The sequence below is a fragment of the Anaerobacillus sp. 63XJN7_5_ISO-PGPR-S23-430 genome (assembly GCF_056173695.1).
In genome coordinates this window covers 1,708,902-1,733,705 of sequence record NZ_CM149686.1, presented here as the reverse complement: position 1 = coordinate 1,733,705, position 24,804 = coordinate 1,708,902, and the positions used below count along the sequence as shown (strand labels likewise).

Here is a 24,804-nt window from a genome sequence, read left to right as displayed (position 1 = left end):
AGCTATGATAGCTAATTGTGTTAACTTTAAGGCATAGGATACTACGGAGTTAACGACTACCACTTTTATTCAAGAATGTTGCCACAGCTTGATGGTGCTCTTCGGTCGCCCATAGAATCGCACAGCTTCTTATTTCTTTCTCAACTCTATCTCGAATCAGATTTTGATCTAGACTAGTTAACCAATAAGACTTATAAGTAGAGAGGATCAAAGGAGAACGCTTTAACAGATTTTCTATGTATTGATAAGCATCGTCTTGAAAAGAAGCGTGTGGGGTTACATATGTAAGACATCCATTTGCAAGGGCTTCTTGATCAGAATAGCGATCAGCACTCATGAGCATTTTCATCGCTTCCCCATGATTCATTCTTGTTAGAGCATACGTGGATCCGCCCCAGCCTGTCGTTAGCCCGATCGATCCCTGGATGAAACCTACTTGAATATTCTTTTTCGCTATCCGAAAGTCACACGCAATAGCAAGTTCAAGCCCACCTCCAACAGCATGGCCATTCAGTAGTGCCAACGTTGGTTTCTTGCAGAAAAACAAGCGGTCTAGCACATCACCCATTTTCCGAAGCATCGTATACGCCTGCTCTTCTGTGTAAAGTCCCTTGAAAGCCTTTACATCGCCACCGCTACAAAATACCTTATCTCCGCTTCCGGTTACAACGAGGTATTTTACATTTGGATCTGATTCCGCCTTATCAATTGCCCCCATTAATTGATCCATCACCTCGTAATTAATCGCATTTCTTTGCTCGGGGCGATTAATCGTAAGAATTGCTGCTTCGTTACGACTCTCCACTCTCACACTCGTCATCCATCATCCCACCTTATATAGTTCAAATTATTGAGCGCTCATTCTTTTTACTATTCGTAGTTAAATATTTTTAAATAATCGAATAATTAAAGCGTAAAAAAAAGCAGAGAGATTTCTCTCTCTGCTTCGCAAGATTACTTGCTTACTACGTTTTCACCTTTGTAATTTCCACACTCTTTACAAACACGGTGAGAAAGTTTGAATTCGCCGCAATTAGGGCATTTTACCATTCCTGGTACTTCTAATTTATAATGAGTACGACGCTTATTTTTACGCGTTTTAGAAGTTCTTCTAGCTGGTACTGCCATTGTTTCCACCTCCTTAAAAAGTTAACTGATCTTACGGAAGTCAGGCTTAGTTATCTTCATTTTCCTTGTTGAAAAAATCAGCTAAACCGGCCATACGAGGATCAACCTTTTCTTTCGGTTGTTCTTTCGTAATGACTTCCCATCCATTTCCGGATTTTTTTGGCATTTCATCAGATTCAGAGCTGTATTTCACAACTCGAATCGGAATCTCCAAAAGTATATTTTCCTTAATATACGGAACTAAGTCAACCGTATTTCCCGAAACTTGATGAATTTCTTCATCTTCCACCTCAAAATCAACGCCATTTGTGTTTGCTTCAAGCACAAATGTCTCCATTGGGCGAATTACGAACGGAAAATCAACATCCTCTAGTGTATTGGCACATGGAAGAACCATTTTGCCTTTCACTGTTAGATGAAAGGTAACCTTATTACCATGAAACGATGTTTCTCCGGTAACATGAACTGGTGTAATCTCACGAATATCTGGATTACGTTCCTTCAGTTCCTCTACATTTACTTCTTCGTCAATTGTAAGGCCTTTTAGTTTAAAGGACTTCAATTGTTCAATTGACCATTTCATCTGTATATCACCTCAAGGCAACAAAAGTATTATAGCTACAAAATACGTAAATGTCAATATTTTTTCTTTACACCAGTTGTTTCATCGTTAATCTTGGTATAATGTTTATCATACCAGAGGAAAAACCTTGAATTCAACTAATAAAAATGTACGTCCCTTATACAACGGACAGAGAGGAGCAGCCGAATGACATCTGCTGGAGTTATTGTGGAATATAACCCTTTTCACAATGGACATTTGCATCATTTAAATGAAACAAAAAAAGCGGCCAACGCTGATGTAATCGTTGCAGTCATGAGCGGATCTTTTCTTCAGCGAGGAGAACCAGCACTCGTTGATAAATGGACACGAACACAAATGGCCTTAAAAAACGGAATTGATCTTGTAGTAGAATTACCTTACGTATATGCTACCCAAAAAGCGGAAATTTTTGCGAAAGGTGCTATCTCAATCTTAAATTCACTCGGAGTCGATTACGTTTGTTTCGGAAGTGAATCTGGAGACATCGAAGAGTTTCAAGAGACTGCATCGTTTATCGAAATGCACGAGAAAGACTACAACGAACGCATTAAATATTATATGGGACAAGGTAATAGCTATCCGAAAGCTTCTTCACTAGCTTTTGAAAGCCTTGAAGGACACGCTCACGTTCTTGACCTATCACAGCCCAACAATATATTAGGCTACCATTATGTGAAAGCCATACAGGCACAGAATGCCCTCATCGAACCATTAACGATTCTTCGTACAAAAGCAGGCTACCATGATCAAGACTTCGTTGATAAAAGAATAGCAAGTGCGACTGGCATTCGACGAGAATTATTTAAAGGCAGTTCTCTTGATCAAATTCAGGCTTACGTGCCAGAACCAACTTATTTTGAATTAACAAACTATCAACGGACATATGATTCTTTTCAGGGATGGCATAACCTTTATCATCTGCTTCGCTATAAGCTGCTTACTTCTAGTAACGTTCACCTTTCCTCCATTTATGAAGCGGAGGAAGGACTTGAGAATCGTCTAGCTACAATGGCGAAGCAAGCCCAAACGTTTCAATCCTTCATGGAACTCGTGAAAACGAAGCGGTATACATGGACGAGAATCCAACGCTTAGCGCTCCATATTCTAACACACACAAGTAAAAATGAAATGTTGCCTGCTTTGGAGAACAAGGATGCTCCTTACGTTCGAATTCTTGGCATGACGAAAGCAGGAAGAGCATTCCTTAATGAAAGGAAAAACTCTCTTCCCGTTCCTCTTGTATCAAACATCAACCAGTTTGATCATCCTTTTCTTACAGTGGAGAGGCGCGCTAGTCAAGTTTATGCGCTTGGCTATTCAGGTTTCCATCAAGAAGCTTTTTTACAAAAAGAGCATAAATCTGTACCAATTATGATCGATTAAAAAATCACCCTGCTATTATGGCAGGGTGATTTTAATAAGTATCCAACGATCACGTTTTACTTCACGTCTAATTGCTTTAAGTAGTCAATAGCATCCTGGAATGTTTCGACTGGGACAATTTTCATATCTGTATCGATATCTTCTGCCGCTTCCATGGCATCATCGTAGTTGGAGTGAGCCACTGGGGCGAAGAATATTTCTGCTCCAGATCCATCAGCTGCAACGATTTTTTGTTTAATCCCGCCGATAGGTCCAACCTCTCCACTTTCATTAATCGTACCTGTTCCGGCAATGTCGTACCCTTTTGTCCAATCTTCTTTGGTTAACTGATTGTAAATTTCTAACGTGAACATTAGCCCGGCTGATGGTCCGCCAATTTCATCTGTATTGATATTAATAGAGGGATCTGTTTCAATTGACGTTGCTGTTACTGGACCAGTGATACCAACGCCAACTTTATCATCTTCTGTTCCATATGATTCAGGGAATTTCGAGAAACCTAGCTCTATCTGCTTTTCTTGATCGCCTCTTTTGATCGTCATATTAACCGTATCTGACTCCTCATAGGATCCTAGTTCATCAAGTAGCTGTTCCGTTTCCTCAATCCTTTTCCCTTCAACCTCAACAATCAAATCACCAAGTTCTAATTTCCCATCTGCCGGCATGCCTTCTATTATACCGGTTACTAGGACACCATTTTTTGTGATTTTTATCTCTTTCTTTGCGGCTTCATAAGCAACGATTGTGGCACTCGTTTGTGAATTAGCCATCACATCAAGCTGTCTTTGGTGATACTCATCGTCCGATTCACCTTCACGTTTAATTAAATCTTCTGCGATCAATTCATGATACTCATTAAATTGCGCCCATATATACTGAACTAAGTTTGCTTCTCCGACTCGGACTGTCGTGAGCATAAACTCTCCACCATCTTGTGAGCCACCTTCAACATTGATTACTTCATCTAACACTCTTGCTTCTCCGGGTGTCGTTACATAATATGGGAGGTCAATGAATGTAACGGCAGCAACCAATACAATGATAATCGCCCACACATAGGTGAATTTCTTTGTGCCTCGGTTCATTTATTTTTCTCCTTCCACACCTCCACCGCCTGATGAATTTGATCAAGGTGGCGGTAGGCTTCTTCCTCTCCGATTTTAATAATATCCATCACATTCGTAAATGCTCTTGATTGAAATGATTCTAGGCCAGGTTTAATCATGACATCTGCATTAATTTCATGAAGCCTTACCATTTCATTTTGCATAATATCAATACTTTGCATAATCACGTCAATAATTGAAGTAACATCAGGCTCTTTCTTTACGTTTGAAACATCAACAGCAATCACAAGGTCTGCCCCCATTTCTCTTGCTACAGATACGGGAACACGATCAATCACACCACCATCAACAAGAAGCCTATCACCTATTTTTTCAGGGACAAGAATTCCCGGAATAGCGATGCTGGCTCTAACAGCTTGTGCAACAGGACCAGAACGAAAGACTACTTTCTCTCCTTTAATAATATCCGTCGCCACAATCGCAAGTGGAGGATGCATATCCTCAATTTGCTTTCCCTGCGTTAGTGTTTCAATTAAACTCTTCACTTTATTACCGGCAATAAACCCCATCTTTGGTACGGTGAAATCCAAATAATATTTTCGTCGAAAAAGCGATGCCATTTTCTCCATTGTATTGACATCGTGTCCCGATCCATAAATTGCCCCTACTAAAGAGCCCATGCTGCTTCCTGCAATGTAATCAATTGGTATTTTTTCTTGAATAAGTACTTTTAGCACCCCTAAATGAGCGAATCCCCTCGCTCCTCCGGAACCGAGAGCTAATCCGATTTTAGGACGGTTCATTGAGAACGCCTCCCTGTCTATACCTGCTTAATCATATGGTCTAATTGTGCCTCACATACGTATATTTTAATTATCGGACAGGTTTGATGAATATTTGAATTAACTTAAGACGATCAAATAGTGGGAGGAATGTACTTGTGAACGTTCAAGTAGTGAAAACATTATTGCTTGCAACGTCAGTTACGATCGTTGCTCTCGCCGTTATTTTATTTCCAGAACACACTCTAGAAGCCTCCAAAAGTGGATTATCAATGTGGTGGAATATTGTATTCCCCTCTTTATTACCCTTTTTTATTATTTCTGAACTGTTGATTGGTATTGGGGTTGTGCGATTTATAGGGATTCTATTAGAACCTTTGATGCGACCACTATTTCGTGTACCAGGATCAGGTGCCTTTGTTTTTGCTATGGGAGTTGCCTCAGGATTTCCTGCAGGAGCGAAATACACAGCACACCTTCGCCAAAACAATGACATTACAGCCATCGAAGGCGAGCGGCTCGTTTCATTTACGAACTGTTCGAATCCGCTCTTTATCTTTGCTGCAGTTGGGGTTGGATTTTTCCATAATCCTGCACTTGGCGTTATTCTTGCTGCAGCTCACTATGGCGGGAATATCATGGTTGGACTAGTCATGCGTTTTCATCACCCGGAAGATCACCATCCAACTGTTACCATACGATCACATCAGTCGAGACTTAGTTTAGCTTTCTCTGCACTTCATGACACACGAATGAATGACAAGCGTCCATTCGGTAAAATGATGGGTGACGCTGTTCATTCTTCTATCAAAACATTATTAATGGTTGGTGGGTTTATCATTCTATTCTCAGTATTAAATGAACTGCTTTCCGTCATTGGTCTTGCACCATTACTTGCTGGAGCACTTAGGTCTATCCTGATTCTCCTTCAGCTTCCACCAGAGCTTGATGTTCCTCTGCTTTCCGGAATGTTTGAAATCACACTAGGTAGCCAGCTCGCAAGTGAAAGTTCAGCTACTTTAGTTGCGCAGGCTATGATTACGAGCTTCATTCTTGCTTTTAACGGTCTTTCCGTACAAGCACAGGTTGCAAGTATTTTGGCAGATACCGATATTCGATTTAAGCCCTTTTTTTTCGCCAGATTACTTCATGGCTTCTTTGCGGCTTTCCTAACGCTCGTCATCTGGAAACCACTCTATTTAAACTACTTATCTTCAGGAAATGGATCGCTTCCTGTTTTGAATCGAGAAGATACACCGTCCATTATTGAATCAGTTTACTCATTTCTTGAGCAAACAGGTCCCTGGATTACACTATTCTTCCTACTAACGTTCATCGTGTCATTCACACAGCAATTTAACCAAACGAAGCGAAAGGAGTTTAAGTAGAAAAAAGACCCCCGTTAGCCTAACGGGGATTCTCCATACTTTTCTCTCAGGGCATTTTCAACAATCTCAGGAACAAGGTCTGATACAGGGGCGTGGTATTTTGCTATCTCTTTCACTATACTTGAGCTTAAGAATGAATATTGATTGTTTGTCATCATAAAGAAAGTTTCAATTTCATCTTCAAGCTTGCGATTGATTGAAGCAATTTTCATTTCATATTCAAAATCTGAAACGGCACGCAGCCCACGTAAAATCGTTGATGCTCCTACGCGTTTCGCATATTCAATTAATAGCCCGTTATGCGAATCTACTGTTACATTTGGAATGTCTTTCGTCGCTTCTTTCAATAGCTCGACCCGTTCTTCGACTGAGAACAGCGTTGATTTGCTTTGATTATTTAGAACAACAATCTTAATGTTGTCAAAAACTCTTGCGCCTCGTTTAATAATATCCAGATGACCAAATGTCACCGGGTCAAAACTGCCTGGACACACTGCAATTTTTCCCATGACTATTCCTCCTTCTCAACACCCGACTGTTCATATGTATAAATTGAAATCGTCGTTTTACCACTATACGTTTCCTCACGAATCATCCGTAAACCCGCAAATTCTTCTGGTAATGTCACTTCTTTCTTGTGCTCGACAACGATTGTTGCATTTTCCTCTAACAAATCATACGCTGTCAACTTTTCAAGATCGTGAAGAATTTGCTCTTTATGATAAGGAGGATCCAAAAGAACAAGTGAAAAAGCTACTTCTCGTTTTTGAAGCGCTTTTAACGCTCGCTTTGAATCATTTCGAAAAACTTCCGCGGATTCCGTAAACTTCGTTTGTTCTAGGTTCCACTTGATCGTTTCAATCGCTTTATTCTCGCGATCAACAAACACACATTTCTCAATCCCACGGCTTAACGCTTCAATTCCTAGCGCCCCACTGCCTCCATATAAATCAAGCGCCATTCCGCCATCAAAAAAAGGGCCAATCATATTAAAAATCGACTCTCTTACTTTATCTGTCGTTGGTCTTGTAGAGGTTCCTGGAACAGGTTTAATATGCCTTCCTTTACAATCTCCTGCAATAATACGCATCTCTCTCACAACCTTATCCTATCCATATTCCTACTTATCCTACCACAAAAAAAGGGAAAGCTAAAATCAATGTATAAACGAAAAGGTGATGGTGATACTAAACGTAGTAGCATCGTTCATACGAAATGGTGCTGCCAACCGCGGAGAAAGACTTACGTTTCCCCATAAGTTCTTCCTCCGGTTTCTCCTCTCCCATTTGCCTTGGCTTCACAGCTTAAGGCACCCGCAGGATTTCCTGCGGGTTTTTTTATGAAGTAATATTTACTCTCTTTTGCTCGATCAACTAAGAAGAAAGATCTTTCTTATCCAGGATCTAAATCAAGTGGCATGTCGATCGCCTGAATGCCATCCCAATCATGCTGAATCCAATCTCCAAAAGTTCCTTCATTAATGCTAGTGTGACTAAACAAATAATCTTCAACGTCAGATAGTGATTGATTAGAAAGCATTTCAGCCTCTGCAGCTGTAATAACACCGTGTAAAACTAGAGCTGCTAAAATATCCGCAATAATAAGCCCTTGAATCAATTTTTTATCGATGGTTTCCTCTTTAGCATTTCGTCCTTTCCAGTATAAATAGAGCAATCCCCCTACTAAACTAACTAGAAGCAGAATCGAGACCATAGAGTTAACCTCCTTTCTTATCATTCTAATGCAAACGCTTTATCCTTTCCATCATAATGAATTCATGCTACATTATGAATGGATTTCTGAAGTGACTGAAAGGAGAACAACATTATGATTCAACGCTTTATTGAACTAGGAGAAGGCTATTCTGATATTTATGAATTAGTTGAACTTGCAAGAACTAATTCCCATCGTGTTCACCGTTTGTTATTACTAAAAACACTCAAAAATGACCGCCAAGTCGTATCGCCTGTCGTCGTTTTAAAACCTGCCGGAGAAGGTAACCTTCAGCCATTGTACATATCTTTAGAAGGAATCCCTTCTAAAGAGCCTTCTGTGCAACGTTTAAAGCTCTTCGAAGACCTAAGCAAGGAATTGGACGTTTCGATCATACCATTGGAAATTAAGCCTTCAAGTGAGTTTAATGAGAAGGATCTATACTTTAATTACATCATCGGTATTCTTCGTTTAAATAACCTGATTCCCCCACTTCAATAATTTCATTAACAAAAGCAGGGGCCAACGACCCCTGCTTTTGTACGTTAAGATGTTATTTCTTTGGATTCATATACCGCTCGTTTCCGATCAAGAATTGGAAGTACTCTTCTTTTCACATAGGCTACACTTATCAATAATATAATACCTGCAAATAAAAAGAGACCTCTTGTCCCAACAACCGCTACAATCGCTCCGCCAGTTACTGGTCCAAGTAAATTACCCAAATAGACGGCACTATTAGAAAAGCTATACGTTCTACTTTCCATTCCGGCAGGTGACAGTGTTTTCACTAGTGAATTTACGGAAGGTAGCAATCCTCCAATACACAACCCTAACAAAAAGCGCAGAGCTATTAATTGCCACAGCTCCTGAACAAACGCCTGCGGAATAGAGAAAATCGCCGCTCCTATTAATGAATAATAAAGAACATGGTGTGAACCCTTTCGATCTCCCACTTTTCCGAGTTTAGGAGAAGCTAACATATTGGCAATACCCATAACAGAAGCAGCGATCCCTGCAAATAAAGCCACATTTCCCCCTGAAGTAAGCTGTTGTACAAAGAGTGGAATAAGTGGATTCATTCCAAGAAGCGCGAACTGCACGAGAAAACCTACTAACATTAACGATAACATCGGTGAATGAACAGTTACTTTCTTGAAATCTTTAATCGCATTGCTTTTTTCCTTTTTTGCTGATGGTTCTGGTTTTGTCTCTTCTTTAACAAGAAACAACACAACGAATGCCGCCAGTAAAATCACAACACCCGTAATATTAAAGATCATTCGAAATCCTAGCGTTTCAGCCATTAATCCACCAAATAACGGACCACAAATAGCACCAGCTACAGCTCCAGAATTTAAAGTGCCGAGCGCGTATCCGACGTGTTCCTTCGGTGTGTTTGTCGCTACTAGTGCAATAGCGGCAGGTATAAATCCTGAAACAACTCCATTTAACAAACGTAAGCCAAGTAAAGACCAGGGACCTGTGGCAAATCCGGTTAAAATAATCACGATAGCCATACCGAAGCCTGAACGAAGTAGCATAAGCTTCCGTCCATGTCGATCTGCCATACGTCCCCAGAATGGTGAAAATAAAAAGGCAGTTAAAAAATTCGCACCAAAAATAACACCTGACCAAAGACTAATTTGACTTTCTCCTTCTACACCAAGTTCCTGAACGTACAAAGGTAGAAACGGCATAATCATAGTCATAGCACCAAGAACTAAAAATTGACTAGCAAACAAAATCCAGACATTACGTTTCCAATTATCCATTTTGTCACTTCCTTTAATCCGACCATTATATCCTTCGGACTTCGAAATAATCAACCATTAAAGCTAGATTTTCTTCAATAGGATAAGGGTACGGTAAAGAAGAGGTTTTCCATAAAGCGCAGGATGAACAACAGAGATTTCTTAAGGCTTATGTGCCGTTGCTTGGTTTTTGACTCTTCCAAGTGAAAGGTCGCGCTGTGATGAGCCAAAATAAAAAAGCCATCCTTTAGGATTGGCTTTTTAAAGTCCCATCTTGTAATCATATTGTTTTGCTTTATCAGGCTTTGCATTTTGATATTCCGTCTGCACTTCTGGACGTTTGGATGGCTCCACTCGCTTCACAAAATGGAGAGAGTTCAAGCGCTCTTTCGTTGTTTCCAATTGATCGAGATTAATATAAATCACGACATACTTTTGTTTTGAGGAAACGTAGTGAACATTTCCAAACCTTCTTAACTGCTTGGCATGCTTCAATGACTGAATATAGACTGCCAGGCCAACTCGTTCTACAAACATGACGCGCTTCCCCTTTACTTATGAAATCTACTCGTTCGATGAACAGAGTGATGGTCATTTTATTATGATTCAGTTAGGATAACAGTAGACTGCGTTTATGAAAGGATGTTCTTCAATGAACCTTGATGAAATTTGGAGTCCATTTCTAAATCAACTAGCCACGTCAAATACCGTGAAGTCTGTTTCAAAAAAAACTATCACAGGTATTCCCTTTCTTTATCTTACAGTAAATTCGGATAGCATAAAAGCTGAGATTGAAACCTTGATTAAATTAGAGGCGGCAAAATGCATGAGAGGGAAGCAATTGAGAATGGAATATTCCTTCGTTCGAGAAGAAAAAAATCTTCTTGTTTATCGAGTCCGCTTTCTCGTACCACAAGAAAAGATGTTTTGCTGCGGAAACTTATGTCCTGACTGTATTCGTTACCGAAATTGAAAAACCAGAGCAAAAGCTCTGGTTATCCACATCCACAGCTGCCGCCTGAGCCACAGCCTCCCCCACATGATTGATTATCAAAGAAAGGATTTCCAGATGGAACTTTAATTGAAGGAGACACTTCACCAGCTAATAGAGAGCAAACCTCTACTAGAAGGCCTTCGAGCTCCGTTTCCGCTTGCTTAAATGCCGCTACCGCTTCGTGAAGATCCATGTCTCTCTTCGCTTCACGTACTTTTACAGTAATCGTCATAAAATCCGGATGATAACGCCCGAAGCGTTGAACCTCGTCATAAAGTTCCTTCATTTCTGTGAAACGCTTAATCAAACGCTGCGCTTCCCTATTCTTTGATAATTGCTTCTTTGCCTCATGATAATCATGAGCAACTTCTGAATCTTTTATCAAAAATCCAAGCTCTTCGGCCTGGTCTAAAATCATTACACTATCTAGAGTAGCAATCATACATACACCTCCACACTTATCTTACCACTTCATGGAACCTCCTGACCAGTCCTCTACTATATTAGTAAAGTGAATATCCACGATTTGGTTATTGACTTTTTTTGGTGTAAGCTCTATAATTTTCTAGATTTATATGTTTTCGTATTAGCTATGTTAGATTGTGGATCCCTTCGTTATTGGCGTATCTATGCCTTTTTTAACGTTTCGAGCAAATTCATTCGCACTCCAAAATGCTAATAATCGAGAGTTCAACAATAAGCTAGCATGGTTATTTTAGAGAGGAAGAAAAAGAAAACTGTGAAACTTATTACGTTCAATCCGTTTCGTACGCTAGGCATGTCAGGTATTACTTATGTTAAACCCGATCATATGTTTAAAGAAATTGATGAAATTAGAAAAGCTGATGTGCTATTATTTCCAGAAAAGTGGCAAGTGAACTCTCTTGTTTATGGTCTAAATAAAAAAATCTTTCCATCCATCCAATCTATTCAACTTGGATTTGATAAAGTGGAAATGACAAGAGCCTTCTGGTCACTTTCACCAGATCTAATGCCTTACACCGAAATTGCAGGTCGCTCTAAAGACACAATTGAACGTATTTTAAATACATTCCCCTTCCCTTTCGTTGCAAAGGAAGTACGCAGTTCTATGGGAAATGGCGTGTTCCTTATCCGTTCTGAAGAAGAATTTCTAACTTATGCAGAGCGTAACGACGTTCTCTATGTACAAGAATATTTACCAATAGAAAAAGACCTCCGAGTTGTTTATGTAGGTAATACAGTTGTATCGGCCTATTGGCGTGTTGGAGGAGAGTCATTCCTTAATAACGTCGCTCAGGGAGGAAAGCTGTCTTTCCACCAAATTCCTGACGAAGCACTCGAGCTCGTTGATCGAACAGCCAAAGCTCTCGGAATCAACCACGCAGGATTTGACGTTGTGTATGCAAACGGAAAGTACTACTTTCTTGAATTCAATTGTTTGTTTGGAAACCAGGCGCTTGTTCAACAGGGTATCCATGTAGAGAACGTGATATTTAATTATTTACAGGAGCAGTTTCCACCTATCGTACCGCCGACAACACCTTTCAAACAAATCTCCTAAGCAAAAGCCTCCTGAAAAGAGGCTTATTTTATTTCCACTTTCATTTCTTTCAAGGATAAATACCTTCCTCCATCTTCTCTCATAATATCTAAACGAATCGTATGCTTGCCTTCCGGTAAATTACGAATAACAAAAGCTGCACGTTCTACAGTTTGATGCTTCACACCGTCAAGATATACATTAAGATGTCCATGGTACTCTTTTTCTGTATTCTCTTTATCAAATGAAAAATTAGGAATTAAGCATTCAATAAAGACGTTATGATTTTTCACTCTGTGATTAACGACAACAGGCTCAGTGTTTTCTTTAGCTGCGACGTTATCCTGTAAAGCTTGACTAAATCCAACTACCGGAACACAACAGCCAATCATCAACACAATGATCATTAGCTGTCTTTTACCACGCTTCAACAACATCTTCAATCACACCCCTTTAAACATAAGTGTGCCCTAAGAATAATAAAAAATAAGAAGATATGATTAAATCAATTGAGAAAACCAGCCTACGCAACCATAAAAAAAGACCCTAATTTTTTAATTGGGTCACTAACGCTAGCATCATATTCACCATATTTAATTGATTTTGAAAGCGATCAACCCGTTGTGGGAACGTCTGACCATAAAATGTTTTAGAGGCTTCTTCAAATTCTTTCAGTGCGAACGGTTCTCTACTTAAACGCCGATACCAGCTAGGCTGATTACGTAGAAATAGCACCAGATCCTGCCGGTTAGCGAGAAACTCCTGTACTTCTTCACGCATGTGATCTCCTCCTAGTCATGTCGAAAGGGAAACGGGGAGTGTGATTGAGAATACGGAGATTGTGGTTTTGGTTTCGAACGAAATTGTGATAAAACTTCTTGAATAGAATAAACAGCTCCACTAAATTGTTCGATCCCTTTTTGAACTTCTTCAAAATTCATTTGTTTTAATGCTGATAACATGCCACCAATGCTTTTCTCTTCTGTAACTTCTTCCTGATTTTCATCCATTTCTTCTTCATACCAGCTAGCATCGTCTTCACCAAAAAGCATCCATTCCTCAAATAGCTCTTGAAGCGTTTTTTCCTTTCGCTTCACTTTTTTTAGCACATGAGGATGAGCTTTGACGAATGTCTTAAATTCCTGAACCTTTTGAGTTCCTTTTTCTTTTGCTTCAGGCAAATTCGCCACCTCCATTTCCATACAAACCAAAATGGTCTTACTACATCATAATTAGACTTTTAACAATTGTGCGCCTATTTATTGGTGTATTCGACCATTACTGGTAAACTAAAAATAATCGCACACTGGAAAAGGAAGGTAGATTATATGGAAAACGAATCAATACATACGTTAATTTCACAAATTTTAGATGAAGCAAATGAGCAAGAAAAACACTCCCTACGCTTCCTGCTTGAGGGTGTGCTAAAAAAACAGCAAGATCATTATAAAACCTATCTAGCTGGGTTCATGGGGATTAGGAGTAAAAAACTTGATGAAGACACTTATGAAAGTATTATTCCGAATCAAGAACTTGTTCATATCCCATTGCATATCGTTCATGGTGGAATAACCGCTTCATTAATTGATATTGCAATGGGCTCACTTGTTCACCAATCGCTCCCTTCTGACAAAGCAGCAGTGACTTCTGAAATGAACATTCACTTTCTGGCGAAAGGGGATGGTCATGAGTTAAGGTGCCAATCTCATGTAGTGTTTAAAGGTGACGAAAGATGGGTTGTGAAAGCAAACGTCTACCGTGATGATCTGAAATTAATCGCTACTGCTACCGGAAACTTCATGGTTATTCCTAGAAAGGTTTAATGAAATTCTGTGTGTAATATTCACGATAAACCCCTACACCAATTTCAGTGAAGTCTTCATTCAATAGAGCTTCACGATGACCTTTACTGTTTAACCAGCCAATCATCGCCGCTCCAGCATCTGGATATCTTGCAGCGATGTTCTCTCCGGCATAGCTATAGAGAACGTCGCCCTTCTTTAAGCGATCGGAAAGCTCCCCTTCCGATGGTGAAGTATGAGAAAAGTAATCATTTTCTCCCATATCCTTGCTATGTCCAAAGGCAACTTCTGAAACTTCATTATTATAGCTTAACGATTGCTTGTCAGATAAATTTCTCAACACGTTTGTCATCGAAAAAATTTGTTTTTCCATTGCATCTTCGACTTGATCCCATTCACCCTGTGATAGCGACTCCGTTTCAAGCAGTTCGCCACGATAAGAAACCGCATAAGGTCTTTGCTTTACTAGTACACTCGGCTCTGCAATCCTAACAGCACGTAAACTACCGTTAAACTTATCAAAATAATACTGTGCGTATAAATCCTCATGTATTTTAATTAAAGGCTTAAGCTGTTTTTCTTCTTCAGTAAGCTGAAACCGATAATCATATTGATCTACCTTAACAGGGATTTCATTTAGAGGCTTCTCTTCTTTAAATATATCAGCCGCTTTCTCACCCATTGGGTATCGTTCACCAGCGTCAACATTCCCCATAAAGAAAATCGTCACTACCTGTTCATTTTCAATACCAACCTGTAAATAAGCAGAATGGGACTGCTCATAAATCCACCAGTCATACCCAAACGGTGAGGGATCCACTCTGTCTGGTTTCCCCAAATTAGATTCAATCGTTTCTTGTCCTTCTCCTACCCATTTCTCCAGTCCTTTAAGCTCTGGCAACGGCTCATCTTTTTTCACTTCGTCTTGTTGAGTTGGAGACTTTTCCGTAGTTTCTTCAAGAACAAACTTTTCTTCATTAATGATACGTTCAACTTCCTGTCCTAAATGACTCCACTCAATTTTGTCATAAACATCTATCCCGATCACGATGACAACAATCAGCAAAGTGAAGCGAAGTATATTTTTCATGATTCGTTCGCCTCCATTTCATTGTATCTATTATGCCTTATCTCTGTTGTACACCGCAACGGTTAGCCTCTATGGCGCTTAGATTAATCACCTTAAAAGTAAAAAAAGAAGAGCACCTGGCTCTTCTCATTTAAGCGTTTATTTTTTCTTTTAGATGGAAGTAAGATACGATTCCGACAAAACGCTCTCCGTCGACTACAATAACCTCTGTTAGACGGGATTCATTCATTAACTCAGCAGCCTGCTCAGGCTTCATATCTGGCGCCAAAGTCATAGATGGCTTTTCGAGGAGTTCCTCAACTTTAGTCATGCCGGCTTGATTATCAGCAAAACCACCAACCGCAATTGCTCGATCTGTCACAATTCCAACCAGATTTTCACCATCACAAACGGGAACAATCGTGACATTTTCATTCTTCATAGTCGCAGCCGCTTCGGCAACGCTATCAGAAGGCTTACTCGGAGTAACATATTTAGCAATATCTCCAACAGATACCATGCTTCGTTGAAGTGCCGATCCTAGCTGATCACGAAGGGTTTCAAGCTTTTTGTTACATGTGTTAATAATCGTATCAGGAAATTCTTCGTCATACTCCACACCGTGAGGATAATAGTGCTTTCCTAAGTAAGGCTTACCAAGCTTGATCACGGCATAAGAAGATTCAACCATTCCCTCGATAGCTACACCAGGAACTCGAAGATAGTAAACGTCACCATTTGTCATATCCTCAAATTTATAATCGTATGTAACTCGTTCATAATCCCATTGACCAGCAAGAACTAAACCGTTTTCATGCATAATATGATCTAGAATGGAAAATTGAACGATCGTAGATTCCAGACCAGTCTTGTCAAATTTCATAATTCGTTTGCCTCCTTTGTAATTCACAACATGTCCACTCTTTAATAATAGTATAAGGGGCAGTGTGGTTGCAATGTTTACTTCGTTTTCACATGGATAATCCATACATTATTATCCTGTCCAATCGAAAAGAAATTACATGAAATCAAAACAAATAATAATAATCTGAGTGAAATCGGTCGCTTCTGGTGAAACTACGCTAGAAAGGAGATGATTTCATGAGAAAATCAGTATCTTTTTTAATGGTATTTCTTCTCATAACTTCACTATTAGCACCAACTTATGCACATGCACAGAGTACATACACAGTAAAATCTGGTGACACGCTGTGGAAAATTTCCAAACGCTATAAAATCGGACTTACTGAGATAATCAGTGCAAATCCTCAATTCGATAATCCAGATCTTATTTATCCGGGCGATCGTGTCAACGTACCTACAGCAAATCCATCGATTCGAAAGTCTAAAGACGTTGGACAACAAGTGATGGATTTAACAAATGCAGAGCGTGCGAAAAATGGATTGTCGCCACTAACGTGGAATTGGGAAGTGGCTAGAGTAGCCAGATACAAATCAGCAGATATGAGAAATAAAAATTATTTTTCTCATCAGTCGCCTACGTACGGTTCTCCCTTCTCTATGCTAGAGAATTTTGGCGTTTCCTATCGAAGTGCCGGAGAAAACATTGCCGCTGGACAAGCAACACCTGAAGAAGTCGTTCAAGCGTGGATGAATAGCGAAGGACACCGAAAAAACATTTTAAATTCTGGTTATACACAGATTGGCGTCGGATACATCTCAGGTGGTTCATACGGTCATTACTGGACACAAATGTTCACCTCAAAGTAATCAGAAAAGCCTCTTTGTCTAGAGAGGCTTTTCTATATGGATTTATTCTTTAAGGTCCTCGTCTGTAATAGATAAGGCTGATACAAGCACATTCACTTCTTCCACGTGTAACCCCGTCATTTTTTCTATATCATTTTTAATTCTCTCTTGAAGAACAAAGCATGTATAGGGAATGATTTCTCCAAAACCAATTGCCACTTCTACTTTAAGTGATAAACCCGCGTCTTCCTGGTAACTATCAAATTGAAAAGAGGACTTCTTCCCTTTCCCAACCATCTTTCTCAATGTCTTTTTAACAGGTGCTTGAATAAATTTCACGCCCGGCGTTTCATTAATCGCTACTTCTAAAATAAAGTCAATGACGCTCTCTGAGATGGTTAGGCTTCCTTGATGGAATGATTTTCTCATGATGATCCTTCCCCCCTCTTGCATACACTCTTAATATTATATGAATAGCTGAAAATGAAATATTCGTCTAATAATTCATTTCTCTCTACTGGTAAAGCGTAATCGTCCGTACTATAATATAAGAAGATGGTTTGACTTAGAAAGGAGAACAAGATTGCCAAAGTTCCTCACAAAGCGATTTATATTAATTTTACTTGTCATTGCGATTTTAGCAGTGCTTGCTTTCTGGATCTTACCCGTCTCCATTCCGCTTATTCTCGCGTTTTTCAGTGCTCTAGCTCTTGATCCAGCTGTTAAACTGATTCAAAAGAATACGAAAATAAAACGGTACTTTCCAGTGATTATTGTCTTTACATTATTTGTTATTTTCATTTCATTACTAGGCTACTTCCTTATTACAAAAGTGATTACTGAAGGAATAGTGCTAGTCGAGAACTCCCCTCTGTACATACAAAACATCACCCAGATGTGGGATAGTATGGAATCCAACATGGAGGCCGTATCCAAAAGTTTTCCTCCTGAATTTGTTCAAGAATTCACCAATCAGGTTGATCGATTTCTTGAAAATACAAAGGATACCATCAGTAGCATTGATTACTTAAAAATCATTACCATCATTGTCACAGGAATTCCAAATTATTTAGTTAGCATTGTTGTATACTTAATTGCCCTCTTCTTATTCTTGATGGATCTTCCGAGACTGAAGAAGCAATCTTATTCTTACTTATCACAACAAACGGCAGAAAAAGTGCAATTCATGACCGGGCGCCTTTCCTACGTCATTTTTGGTTTTTTTAAAGCTCAGTTTCTTGTCAGCATCATCATTTTCTTTGTTAGTTTAATTGGACTCTTATTCATTACGCCGAAGGTTGCCCTTCTAATGGCGTTTATCATTTGGGTCATTGATTTTATACCGATTATTGGTTCGATCGTTATACTCGGACCCTGGGCGATTTATTATTTAATAACTGGCGATATAGCCACTGGAAGTCAAATGGCGATTCTAGCGGTTGTGCTTCTAGTCATTCGTCGAACAGTAGAACCAAAAGTAATGGGAAGACATATCGGACTATCTCCGTTGTCTACGTTAATATCCATGTACATTGGTTTGAAACTCCTCGGTATTATGGGCTTCATCATCGGGCCAATCCTTCTCATTGCCTTTAACTCTGCAAGAGAAGCAGGGCTAATTAAAATTAATTTCAAAGTTTAACGAAAAAGAAGCTGTTTCCATATGGAAACAGCTTCTTTTGGATCATTTTACCAAATCATACCCATTAGGGCGACAACACACGTGCCAGCTACGAATACTCCAAAGAATATTCCCCATGCAGGATACTGATGCCCTTTGTGGCTTAAATGCATGAACATGTATAGCTGAAATACGAGTTGGATACCAGCTAGGATCATGATAAAAACAACTGTAAAAGCATCAGATATCGCATCGCTAGCTACTGCTACGAACGCAATCATCGTAAGGAAAATCATCATGGCAAAGGAAACAAGTTGTTGCTTAAATTCCTTCTCATGAGCAATCTCGTGATGAATGTCGAGATGACTTTGATCGTGCTCTGACAGAGTATCGTGACCTTCATGATGTGCCATTAAATTAACCCACCTTTCCCATTAGGTAAACCACTGTAAAGATGAAGATCCATACAACATCAATAAAGTGCCAGTAAAGAGCAAAGAGATAAAACTTCGGTGCTGTATACAGGTCCATTCCTCTTCTTAGATTACGAATAATAAGAATCGTAATCCAGGAAATCCCCACTAATACGTGAGCTCCGTGAGTACCTACAAGCGTGTAGAAAGCAGATCCCCATGCACTGCTTTTAATCGTATGACCGTATTCATGTACATAGTGATTAAATTCATAAATTTCAAGACCTAGGAAAGCAAGACCTAGAAGTCCAGTCACCACAAACCAGCCAATCATACGCTTAAAATGATTTGTTTTAAGTGCCATCGTAGCAAACACCGATGTTAAACTACTTGATAATAAAAGCATTGTCGCAATAAAAACAAGTGGAAGTTCAAACAGTTCATTCGATGTAACGCCACCGTTTGTTGCATTCCTTAGTCCTAAGTATACCCCAAAAAGCGAGGCGAAAAGCACGGTTTCGCCTCCAAGGAAGAACCAGAAACCAAGAAATTTATTTTTACCATCTAACGTAGCCCGTTCTGGATTGGCAGGCAACTTAGTCATTGCTTCGTTCGATTTCATTTGCCTTCCCTCCCTTCATCAGGCAGATCTTCCTTATGGATATGGTATCCGTGATAATCAATGACAGAGCGAAGGATCATCGCTAATGCCGTGATCACAAGTCCACCTATTGCAATTATCCAGTTTGAATAGATCGCTGCAAGAGCCGCAATAAACAACCCAAGAGAAAGAACAAGTGGAAGAATAGAAGAATCCGGCATATGGATATCATCTAAAGGTTCCGCGGCAACCATAGCTTTATTACCTGCTCGTTTTTCTAACCACCATGCATCAAGACCACGTATTAGCGGTGTTTGTGCAAAGTTATATTCTGGAGCTGGTGATGAAATCGCCCATTCAAGCGTACGACCGTCCCAAGGGTCATTTCCAGCTTTTTTACCTTTAACAGAAGTTTGGATAATGTTCCAAACCATAATGATTGTTGCAAGTCCCATTAAGAAAGCACCCATCGTTGCTGCGAAGTTCGCTTCATCAAGACTTTGACCAGAAAGATACGTATAAACTCGACGCGGCATTCCCATAAGTCCGAGGAAGTGCATCGGGAAGAACGTTAAATGGAAACCGATAAAGAATAACCAGAAATGAAGCTTTCCGAGAAATTCGTTCAATACTGTTCCAAAAATCTTCGGCCACCAGTAGTACATACCGGCAAATAGACCGAACACTACCCCACCAACAATTACATAGTGGAAGTGAGCTACAACGAAGTAGCTATCGTGGTACTGATAGTCAGCAGGTGGAACGCTTAGCATTACCCCTGTCATACCACCAAGTACGAAAGAAGGAATAAATCCTACTGCAAATAAGTTTGCGGTTGGGAAGCTCACTTTTCCTCCCCACATTGTAAAGAGCCAGTTAAAGATCTTAACCCCAGTCGGAACTGCGATTAACATTGTTGCAACAGCAAAAATAGAGTTGGCAATTGGTCCTAGTCCCACTGTAAACATATGGTGAACCCATACCATAAAGCCTAAGAAACCAATAAGAGCTGTTGCGAAAACCATTGCTGAATAACCAAACAGACGCTTTCTTGCGAATGTTGCAATGATTTCAGAGAACATACCAAATGCAGGTAGAACTAGAATGTAAACTTCCGGGTGCCCGAAGATCCAGAATAGATGTTCATAAATAATCGGGTTACCTCCCGCTTCAGCTGCGAAGAACTGCGATCCGAACAAACGGTCAAACATGAGTAGCGCTAGACCAATTGTTAGAGCAGGGAAGGCAAAAAGAATAAGACCAGAAGTAATAAAACTAGACCATGTGAACAACGGCATACGCATAAATGTCATACCCGGTGCCCGCATGTTTATGATGGTAACTAGGAAGTTAATTCCCCCGATTAACGTTCCGATACCTGAGATCTGAAGCCCTAGAACGTAAAAATCGACTCCGTTCCCTGGACTTGTTGTTGATAGTGGTGCATAACCGGTCCAACCAGCATCCGGTGCTCCACCCATGAACCAACCAAGGTTCAGTAGGATACCACCCGCTGTAAATAGCCAAAAGCCTAATGAGTTAACGAATGGAAACGCTACGTCTCGCGCTCCAATTTGAAGCGGAATGATCGCATTCATAAACCCAAATATGAGCGGCATGGCTGCCAGGAAGATCATTGTCGTCCCGTGCATCGTAAGCAGCTGGTTAAATGTTTCAGCTCCCACAAAATCAAATTCTGGATAAAGCAACTGCACCCGCAGTAAGATTGCTTCTAAACCACCGAGTAGAAAGAAGAAAGCACCGGAAGCGAGATAGAGAATCCCGATCTTCTTATGGTCAACGGTAGTAAGCCAATCCCATACAGGATTTTTCTTTTTATAAGCATGTGCTGACACGTATTAAACCTCCTTATTTCCGATGACTATTCTTCAACTTTTAGTCCTTGCAAGTAAACAACTAAAGCATCAAGCTCTTCATCTTTTAGCTGATCTCCAAACGCAGGCATGTTATTACCAGGTTTGTATTCCGATGGATCGCTAATCCAGCCCTTAATGTTCTCATCTGTATGCTCGAGAACGCCCGCTACTTTCTCGCGGTCACCAAAGTTTGTTAAGTTCGGACCTGTGTTACCGCCTTCACTGCCGACGGCGTGACAGCCAATACAGCTGTTTGCGAAGATTTCTTCCCCTTGAGCTGCTTGATCAGAAGCTGCCTGTGAACCAGCTTCTTTCATGTTTTCTGCCCATGCTTCAAAATCTTCTTTTTCTTGAGCAATTACTTTAAAGTCCATCAAAGCGTGTGATGGTCCACACAGCTCAGCACACTTCCCATAATATGTACCTGGTTCCTGAGCATTTAGCCACATTTTATTCTCTGTAGCTGTATTCGTATCCATTTTTCCACCTAGAGTCGGAACCCAAAAAGAGTGTGTGACATCTTTAGAAACGAGTTCAAAATAAACTCTTTCTCCTGTTGGAATGTGTAAATCTTGAGAAGTCTTCACTTCAAGATCAGGATACTCAAATTCCCACCAATACTGATGAGCTGTTACTTTGACAACGGTTGCACCTTCAGGTACTTTTTCAGTGCCCTCATCTAATGCAAACGTAGTCATTACTGTCGGAACGGCAAGGATCAAAAGAAGGATAATAGGAACTACAGTCCATAGAATCTCAAGAACGACATTACCTTCCGTTTGTTCTGGAATTTCATTGTCGCTTTCACCACGTCGTCTAAAACGAACAAGCACAACTGTATAAATGAGTGCTACTACAACGAAAACCCCGATCATGATGTAAAGGCTTAACATCATGAGATTAAATTGCATTTCAGCCCCTTCTCCCTTAGGGAGCATAGCTGTTAGTTGTTCGTTACCGCAACCCGTAAGCGCTAACGCAATTACCGATAGCAGTGGTAAAAAACGCCAAACATTTTTCCAACGTTTCATTTGCACCTTAAACCTCACTTTCTTTAGTAGCTTTTACTCAAAATTGAGTTATAGGAAGACAAGGAGGGCATCCTACCCACCTTGTCTGACCATACATTAATCATCCTTTTAAGGATTAATATTTACTGCAATCATAACAATAAACAGGATTGTTATATAGTTAAGCGAATAAACAAACATAATTCTCGCCCACTTAATATCGTCCTTCATGAAAAATCCTGCAATTCCTATCGCTAGCCATCCAAAACCAAGGATTGCTGCGACAGTGATGTACACTGGTCCAAAGCTGTATAGCAATAGTGACACTGGTACTAAAGCAGCCGTATATAAAACGATTTGGCGCTTCGTCATTGGAAAACCTGCTACAACAGGTAGCATTGGAATTCCAGCATCACGATAATCATCTACACGCTTCATAGCGAGTGCTAAGAAGTGTGGAGGCTGCCAGATAAACATGATTAAAAACATTCCCCATGCTACAGGGCTTAAGTTAGGATCAATTGCAGCCCAGCCAATAAGCGGCGGAAGTGCACCTGAAAATGACCCGACTACTGTATTTAAAGAAGTTGTACGCTTTGTCCACATTGTATATAACACAACGTATATAACAAGTCCTAAAAGACCCAATAAAGCAGCCATTGGCTCAACAATCAATAGCATTATCGTACCTACAATGGCTAAGCCAAGACCTACAAATAATACCTGGTTAGCAGGAATTTTACCTGTAACTGAGGGACGCGTATTCGTTCTCGCCATCACTTGATCAATATCACGGTCAATGTAGTTATTCAAAGATGTTCCCCCGGCAACAACAAAAGCTGTTCCCAACATCGTTAGAATGAGTACCATTGGATTAGCGAATAGATCAAATCCTGCAGCAACTGATGCCACCCATAAGCCAGTAAAAGCTGTAATTAAATTATCAAATACAATGCCTAATTTCGTAAGTGTCAGAAAATCTTTCCACGTACCAGATGGATTTGCTTCTGATAGCGGGCCTGGCTCCATAACGCGATTAGATGCTTCGTATGCAGTTCTAGCTTTACTCAATCTACACACCTCCTTTTTCATTTGACTGAAGTAAATCAGTCATTCTATCGTTCATGTTAGACAATCTTATTAGAAGACTGTGTAAGCCCTGATCATTATGTTGTATCACGTCTACCCCTCCAGGTTACTCACATGCTGTTAAACAAAATGTAATTCAATCTTCACATCTTGCTATTAAAACTCGCTAACAGCTATGGTAAGATAATGTTGGTTTTGTGAAAGGAAGCAGTATCCGCAATCCTTATCCATTATAAACGAATCTAATTGTTTTGTATACGTCGTTTCATAATGGGAGCTCATCCTTTCATTCGTGCAAAGATGTGCTTGCCTCTTCACACATTCATTGTACTATGATTTACACACAATTAGATAAGAAGGTGTTATTTGTGAATAAATTGTTGAAATTATTCGGGATTATTACGTCACTTGGAATGCTTCTCGTACTCTTAATGGGTGCAGTTGTAACGAAAACAGGGTCGGGTGATGGCTGTGGGAACTCCTGGCCTTTATGCTATGGAAAGGTTCTACCTGAAGCACCAGAGATAGAAACGATCATCGAAGTCAGTCATCGGATTGTTTCAGCAGCCCTCGGTCTGCTCGTGATTATTCTTGCCATATGGGCTTGGCGAAAAATCGGACACATTCGAGAAACAAAATTTTTAGCGATTGCTTCTGTCTTCTTAATCGTGTTTCAAGGTTTGTTAGGCGCTGCCGCTGTAGTATGGGGCCAATCAGATATTATTCTTGCTTCTCATTTTGGTTTCTCACTTGCTAGTTTTGCGAGTGTTGTTTTGCTAACTATACTCGTTTTTGAAGCGTCTGGGAATAAAAGAACGCCTCATGTTCCTAAACGTATTCGTTTTCATTTATACGCGATTACAATCTATTCATATATAGTCGTTTATACAGGAGCCCTCGTACGCCATACAGGCGCCAGTATGGCCTGTGACAAAGTTCCATTTTGTAGCGATGGTCAGCTGTTCGCTTTCTCTGGACCACAGGGGATTCAGATGTTACACCGAACGGCAGCCGTACTCATCTTTGTATGGTTACTCTACATTCTCATCATAGGATTACGAGAGTTTAAAAACAAAGGAACGATGCGAACTGGTATTATTTTAGCTTTTGTTTTCATTTGTTTACAGGCGTTGAGCGGTATTCTAGTAGTCGTTTCAAACCTGAATTTGTTTCTCGCGCTTTTCCACGGACTCTTTATATCTGGTTTATTTACAGTTCTTCTCTACCTTGTTATGCTTTCACTTCGAAGTGGCAGGCAATAGAAAAAAGCTGCGCAA

The 24,804-nt window shown here is 40.1% G+C and carries 30 protein-coding genes; 8 read left to right on the top strand and 22 right to left on the bottom strand.

Features of this window, described 5'->3' with window-relative positions:
• Window positions 1-49: 49 nt before the first annotated feature.
• The 3 genes from AC0VYJ_RS09415 to AC0VYJ_RS09405 all read right to left on the bottom strand — a co-directional run bounded on the left by AC0VYJ_RS09415 (window position 50) and on the right by AC0VYJ_RS09405 (window position 1,711).
• Window positions 50-820 (bottom strand): enoyl-CoA hydratase/isomerase family protein, encoded by a 771-nt coding sequence (locus AC0VYJ_RS09415; protein WP_475367235.1) that lies wholly within the window; start codon window positions 818-820, stop codon window positions 50-52.
• 134 nt (window positions 821-954) lie between these two features.
• Window positions 955-1,128, bottom strand: a complete 174-nt coding sequence (rpmF, locus tag AC0VYJ_RS09410) for a 50S ribosomal protein L32 (protein ID WP_048309912.1) — start codon at window positions 1,126-1,128, stop codon at window positions 955-957.
• A 46-nt stretch (window positions 1,129-1,174) separates the two neighbouring features.
• On the bottom strand, window positions 1,175-1,711 hold the full coding sequence (locus AC0VYJ_RS09405) for a YceD family protein (RefSeq protein ID WP_430247105.1): 537 nt from the start codon (window positions 1,709-1,711) through the stop codon (window positions 1,175-1,177).
• 186 nt (window positions 1,712-1,897) lie between these two features.
• Between AC0VYJ_RS09405 and AC0VYJ_RS09400 the strand changes: the two genes are divergently transcribed.
• Window positions 1,898-3,115: a nucleotidyltransferase gene (locus AC0VYJ_RS09400; RefSeq protein WP_475367234.1), complete on the top strand. Its 1,218-nt coding sequence runs from the start codon at window positions 1,898-1,900 to the stop codon at window positions 3,113-3,115.
• Between the two features lie 56 nt (window positions 3,116-3,171).
• Here the strand turns inward: AC0VYJ_RS09400 and AC0VYJ_RS09395 are convergent, their stop codons facing one another.
• Both AC0VYJ_RS09395 and AC0VYJ_RS09390 read right to left on the bottom strand, forming a co-directional pair.
• Window positions 3,172-4,200, bottom strand: coding sequence for a SepM family pheromone-processing serine protease (locus tag AC0VYJ_RS09395; protein WP_475367233.1), 1,029 nt, complete (start codon window positions 4,198-4,200; stop codon window positions 3,172-3,174).
• Complete coding sequence (locus AC0VYJ_RS09390) at window positions 4,197-4,985, bottom strand: patatin-like phospholipase family protein (protein ID WP_194221321.1); 789 nt, start codon at window positions 4,983-4,985, stop codon at window positions 4,197-4,199. Before AC0VYJ_RS09390 ends, AC0VYJ_RS09395 begins: the two co-directional genes overlap by 4 nt.
• A gap of 137 nt (window positions 4,986-5,122) precedes the next feature.
• On the opposite strand from AC0VYJ_RS09390, the gene ylbJ reads away from it, so the two are divergent.
• A complete protein-coding gene (gene ylbJ, locus AC0VYJ_RS09385; protein WP_475367232.1) occupies window positions 5,123-6,352 on the top strand; it encodes a sporulation integral membrane protein YlbJ in 1,230 nt (409 codons plus the stop codon).
• A gap of 14 nt (window positions 6,353-6,366) precedes the next feature.
• On the opposite strand, the gene coaD is transcribed toward ylbJ, so the two are convergent.
• The 3 genes from coaD to AC0VYJ_RS09370 all read right to left on the bottom strand — a co-directional run bounded on the left by coaD (window position 6,367) and on the right by AC0VYJ_RS09370 (window position 8,065).
• On the bottom strand, window positions 6,367-6,861 hold the full coding sequence (coaD, locus tag AC0VYJ_RS09380; RefSeq protein WP_194221319.1) for a pantetheine-phosphate adenylyltransferase: 495 nt from the start codon (window positions 6,859-6,861) through the stop codon (window positions 6,367-6,369).
• A 2-nt stretch (window positions 6,862-6,863) separates the two neighbouring features.
• Window positions 6,864-7,442 carry a 16S rRNA (guanine(966)-N(2))-methyltransferase RsmD gene (rsmD, locus tag AC0VYJ_RS09375; protein ID WP_194221318.1) on the bottom strand — a complete coding sequence of 193 codons (579 nt, stop codon included), beginning with the start codon at window positions 7,440-7,442 and terminating at the stop codon, window positions 6,864-6,866.
• Window positions 7,443-7,744: 302 nt separating this feature from the next.
• Entirely contained in the window at window positions 7,745-8,065 is a 321-nt protein-coding gene (locus AC0VYJ_RS09370; protein ID WP_430247101.1) for a hypothetical protein, read from the bottom strand.
• 114 nt (window positions 8,066-8,179) lie between these two features.
• Between AC0VYJ_RS09370 and AC0VYJ_RS09365 the strand changes: the two genes are divergently transcribed.
• Window positions 8,180-8,566, top strand: a complete 387-nt coding sequence (locus AC0VYJ_RS09365) for a DUF7147 family protein (protein ID WP_475367231.1) — start codon at window positions 8,180-8,182, stop codon at window positions 8,564-8,566.
• 44 nt (window positions 8,567-8,610) lie between these two features.
• Here the strand turns inward: AC0VYJ_RS09365 and AC0VYJ_RS09360 are convergent, their stop codons facing one another.
• The 3 genes from AC0VYJ_RS09360 to AC0VYJ_RS09350 all read right to left on the bottom strand — a co-directional run bounded on the left by AC0VYJ_RS09360 (window position 8,611) and on the right by AC0VYJ_RS09350 (window position 11,255).
• Window positions 8,611-9,840, bottom strand: coding sequence for an MFS transporter (locus tag AC0VYJ_RS09360; RefSeq protein WP_430247099.1), 1,230 nt, complete (start codon window positions 9,838-9,840; stop codon window positions 8,611-8,613).
• A gap of 240 nt (window positions 9,841-10,080) precedes the next feature.
• Window positions 10,081-10,356, bottom strand: a complete 276-nt coding sequence (locus tag AC0VYJ_RS09355; RefSeq protein WP_098443273.1) for a YlbG family protein — start codon at window positions 10,354-10,356, stop codon at window positions 10,081-10,083.
• Between the two features lie 458 nt (window positions 10,357-10,814).
• Complete coding sequence (locus AC0VYJ_RS09350) at window positions 10,815-11,255, bottom strand: YlbF/YmcA family competence regulator (RefSeq protein WP_475367230.1); 441 nt, start codon at window positions 11,253-11,255, stop codon at window positions 10,815-10,817.
• A 297-nt stretch (window positions 11,256-11,552) separates the two neighbouring features.
• On the opposite strand from AC0VYJ_RS09350, the gene AC0VYJ_RS09345 reads away from it, so the two are divergent.
• Window positions 11,553-12,356 carry an ATP-grasp domain-containing protein gene (locus AC0VYJ_RS09345; protein WP_430247098.1) on the top strand — a complete coding sequence of 268 codons (804 nt, stop codon included), beginning with the start codon at window positions 11,553-11,555 and terminating at the stop codon, window positions 12,354-12,356.
• A 23-nt stretch (window positions 12,357-12,379) separates the two neighbouring features.
• Here AC0VYJ_RS09345 and AC0VYJ_RS09340 read toward each other — a convergent pair whose 3' ends face one another.
• From AC0VYJ_RS09340 to ylbD, 3 genes are all read right to left on the bottom strand, one after another.
• Complete coding sequence (locus AC0VYJ_RS09340; RefSeq protein ID WP_475367229.1) at window positions 12,380-12,772, bottom strand: hypothetical protein; 393 nt, start codon at window positions 12,770-12,772, stop codon at window positions 12,380-12,382.
• 109 nt (window positions 12,773-12,881) lie between these two features.
• Window positions 12,882-13,115: a YlbE-like family protein gene (locus tag AC0VYJ_RS09335; protein ID WP_226612723.1), complete on the bottom strand. Its 234-nt coding sequence runs from the start codon at window positions 13,113-13,115 to the stop codon at window positions 12,882-12,884.
• A gap of 11 nt (window positions 13,116-13,126) precedes the next feature.
• Entirely contained in the window at window positions 13,127-13,516 is a 390-nt protein-coding gene (gene ylbD, locus AC0VYJ_RS09330; RefSeq protein WP_226612721.1) for a YlbD family protein, read from the bottom strand.
• Window positions 13,517-13,663: 147 nt separating this feature from the next.
• Here ylbD and AC0VYJ_RS09325 point away from each other — a divergent pair, with 147 nt between their 5' ends.
• On the top strand, window positions 13,664-14,158 hold the full coding sequence (locus tag AC0VYJ_RS09325) for a PaaI family thioesterase (RefSeq protein WP_475367228.1): 495 nt from the start codon (window positions 13,664-13,666) through the stop codon (window positions 14,156-14,158).
• On the opposite strand, the gene AC0VYJ_RS09320 is transcribed toward AC0VYJ_RS09325, so the two are convergent.
• Both AC0VYJ_RS09320 and AC0VYJ_RS09315 read right to left on the bottom strand, forming a co-directional pair.
• A complete protein-coding gene (locus AC0VYJ_RS09320; protein WP_475367227.1) occupies window positions 14,145-15,227 on the bottom strand; it encodes a CAP domain-containing protein in 1,083 nt (360 codons plus the stop codon). The two genes, AC0VYJ_RS09325 and AC0VYJ_RS09320, sit on opposite strands and share 14 nt — an antisense overlap.
• Window positions 15,228-15,357: 130 nt before the next feature.
• Window positions 15,358-16,089 carry a YugN family protein gene (locus tag AC0VYJ_RS09315; RefSeq protein WP_430247094.1) on the bottom strand — a complete coding sequence of 244 codons (732 nt, stop codon included), beginning with the start codon at window positions 16,087-16,089 and terminating at the stop codon, window positions 15,358-15,360.
• Window positions 16,090-16,307: 218 nt separating this feature from the next.
• Between AC0VYJ_RS09315 and safA the strand changes: the two genes are divergently transcribed.
• A complete protein-coding gene (gene safA / locus AC0VYJ_RS09310; protein ID WP_475367226.1) occupies window positions 16,308-16,937 on the top strand; it encodes a SafA/ExsA family spore coat assembly protein in 630 nt (209 codons plus the stop codon).
• A 42-nt stretch (window positions 16,938-16,979) separates the two neighbouring features.
• Here safA and AC0VYJ_RS09305 read toward each other — a convergent pair whose 3' ends face one another.
• On the bottom strand, window positions 16,980-17,345 hold the full coding sequence (locus AC0VYJ_RS09305; protein WP_430247092.1) for an Asp23/Gls24 family envelope stress response protein: 366 nt from the start codon (window positions 17,343-17,345) through the stop codon (window positions 16,980-16,982).
• 154 nt (window positions 17,346-17,499) lie between these two features.
• On the opposite strand from AC0VYJ_RS09305, the gene ytvI reads away from it, so the two are divergent.
• On the top strand, window positions 17,500-18,558 hold the full coding sequence (gene ytvI, locus AC0VYJ_RS09300) for a sporulation integral membrane protein YtvI (RefSeq protein ID WP_430247091.1): 1,059 nt from the start codon (window positions 17,500-17,502) through the stop codon (window positions 18,556-18,558).
• 47 nt (window positions 18,559-18,605) lie between these two features.
• Here the strand turns inward: ytvI and AC0VYJ_RS09295 are convergent, their stop codons facing one another.
• From AC0VYJ_RS09295 to cyoE, 5 genes are all read right to left on the bottom strand, one after another.
• Window positions 18,606-18,950, bottom strand: coding sequence for a cytochrome C oxidase subunit IV family protein (locus AC0VYJ_RS09295; protein WP_194221302.1), 345 nt, complete (start codon window positions 18,948-18,950; stop codon window positions 18,606-18,608).
• Window positions 18,951-18,954: 4 nt separating this feature from the next.
• Entirely contained in the window at window positions 18,955-19,572 is a 618-nt protein-coding gene (locus tag AC0VYJ_RS09290) for a cytochrome c oxidase subunit 3 (protein WP_430247089.1), read from the bottom strand.
• Window positions 19,569-21,407: a cytochrome c oxidase subunit I gene (gene ctaD, locus AC0VYJ_RS09285; RefSeq protein ID WP_430247088.1), complete on the bottom strand. Its 1,839-nt coding sequence runs from the start codon at window positions 21,405-21,407 to the stop codon at window positions 19,569-19,571. The genes AC0VYJ_RS09290 and ctaD overlap by 4 nt, the downstream gene beginning before the upstream one ends.
• A 26-nt stretch (window positions 21,408-21,433) precedes the next feature.
• Window positions 21,434-22,459: a cytochrome c oxidase subunit II gene (coxB, locus tag AC0VYJ_RS09280; protein WP_194221299.1), complete on the bottom strand. Its 1,026-nt coding sequence runs from the start codon at window positions 22,457-22,459 to the stop codon at window positions 21,434-21,436.
• Between the two features lie 108 nt (window positions 22,460-22,567).
• Window positions 22,568-23,509: a heme o synthase gene (gene cyoE, locus AC0VYJ_RS09275; protein ID WP_194221298.1), complete on the bottom strand. Its 942-nt coding sequence runs from the start codon at window positions 23,507-23,509 to the stop codon at window positions 22,568-22,570.
• Between the two features lie 386 nt (window positions 23,510-23,895).
• On the opposite strand from cyoE, the gene AC0VYJ_RS09270 reads away from it, so the two are divergent.
• A complete protein-coding gene (locus tag AC0VYJ_RS09270) occupies window positions 23,896-24,789 on the top strand; it encodes a COX15/CtaA family protein (RefSeq protein ID WP_430247087.1) in 894 nt (297 codons plus the stop codon).
• Window positions 24,790-24,804: the final 15 nt, after the last annotated feature.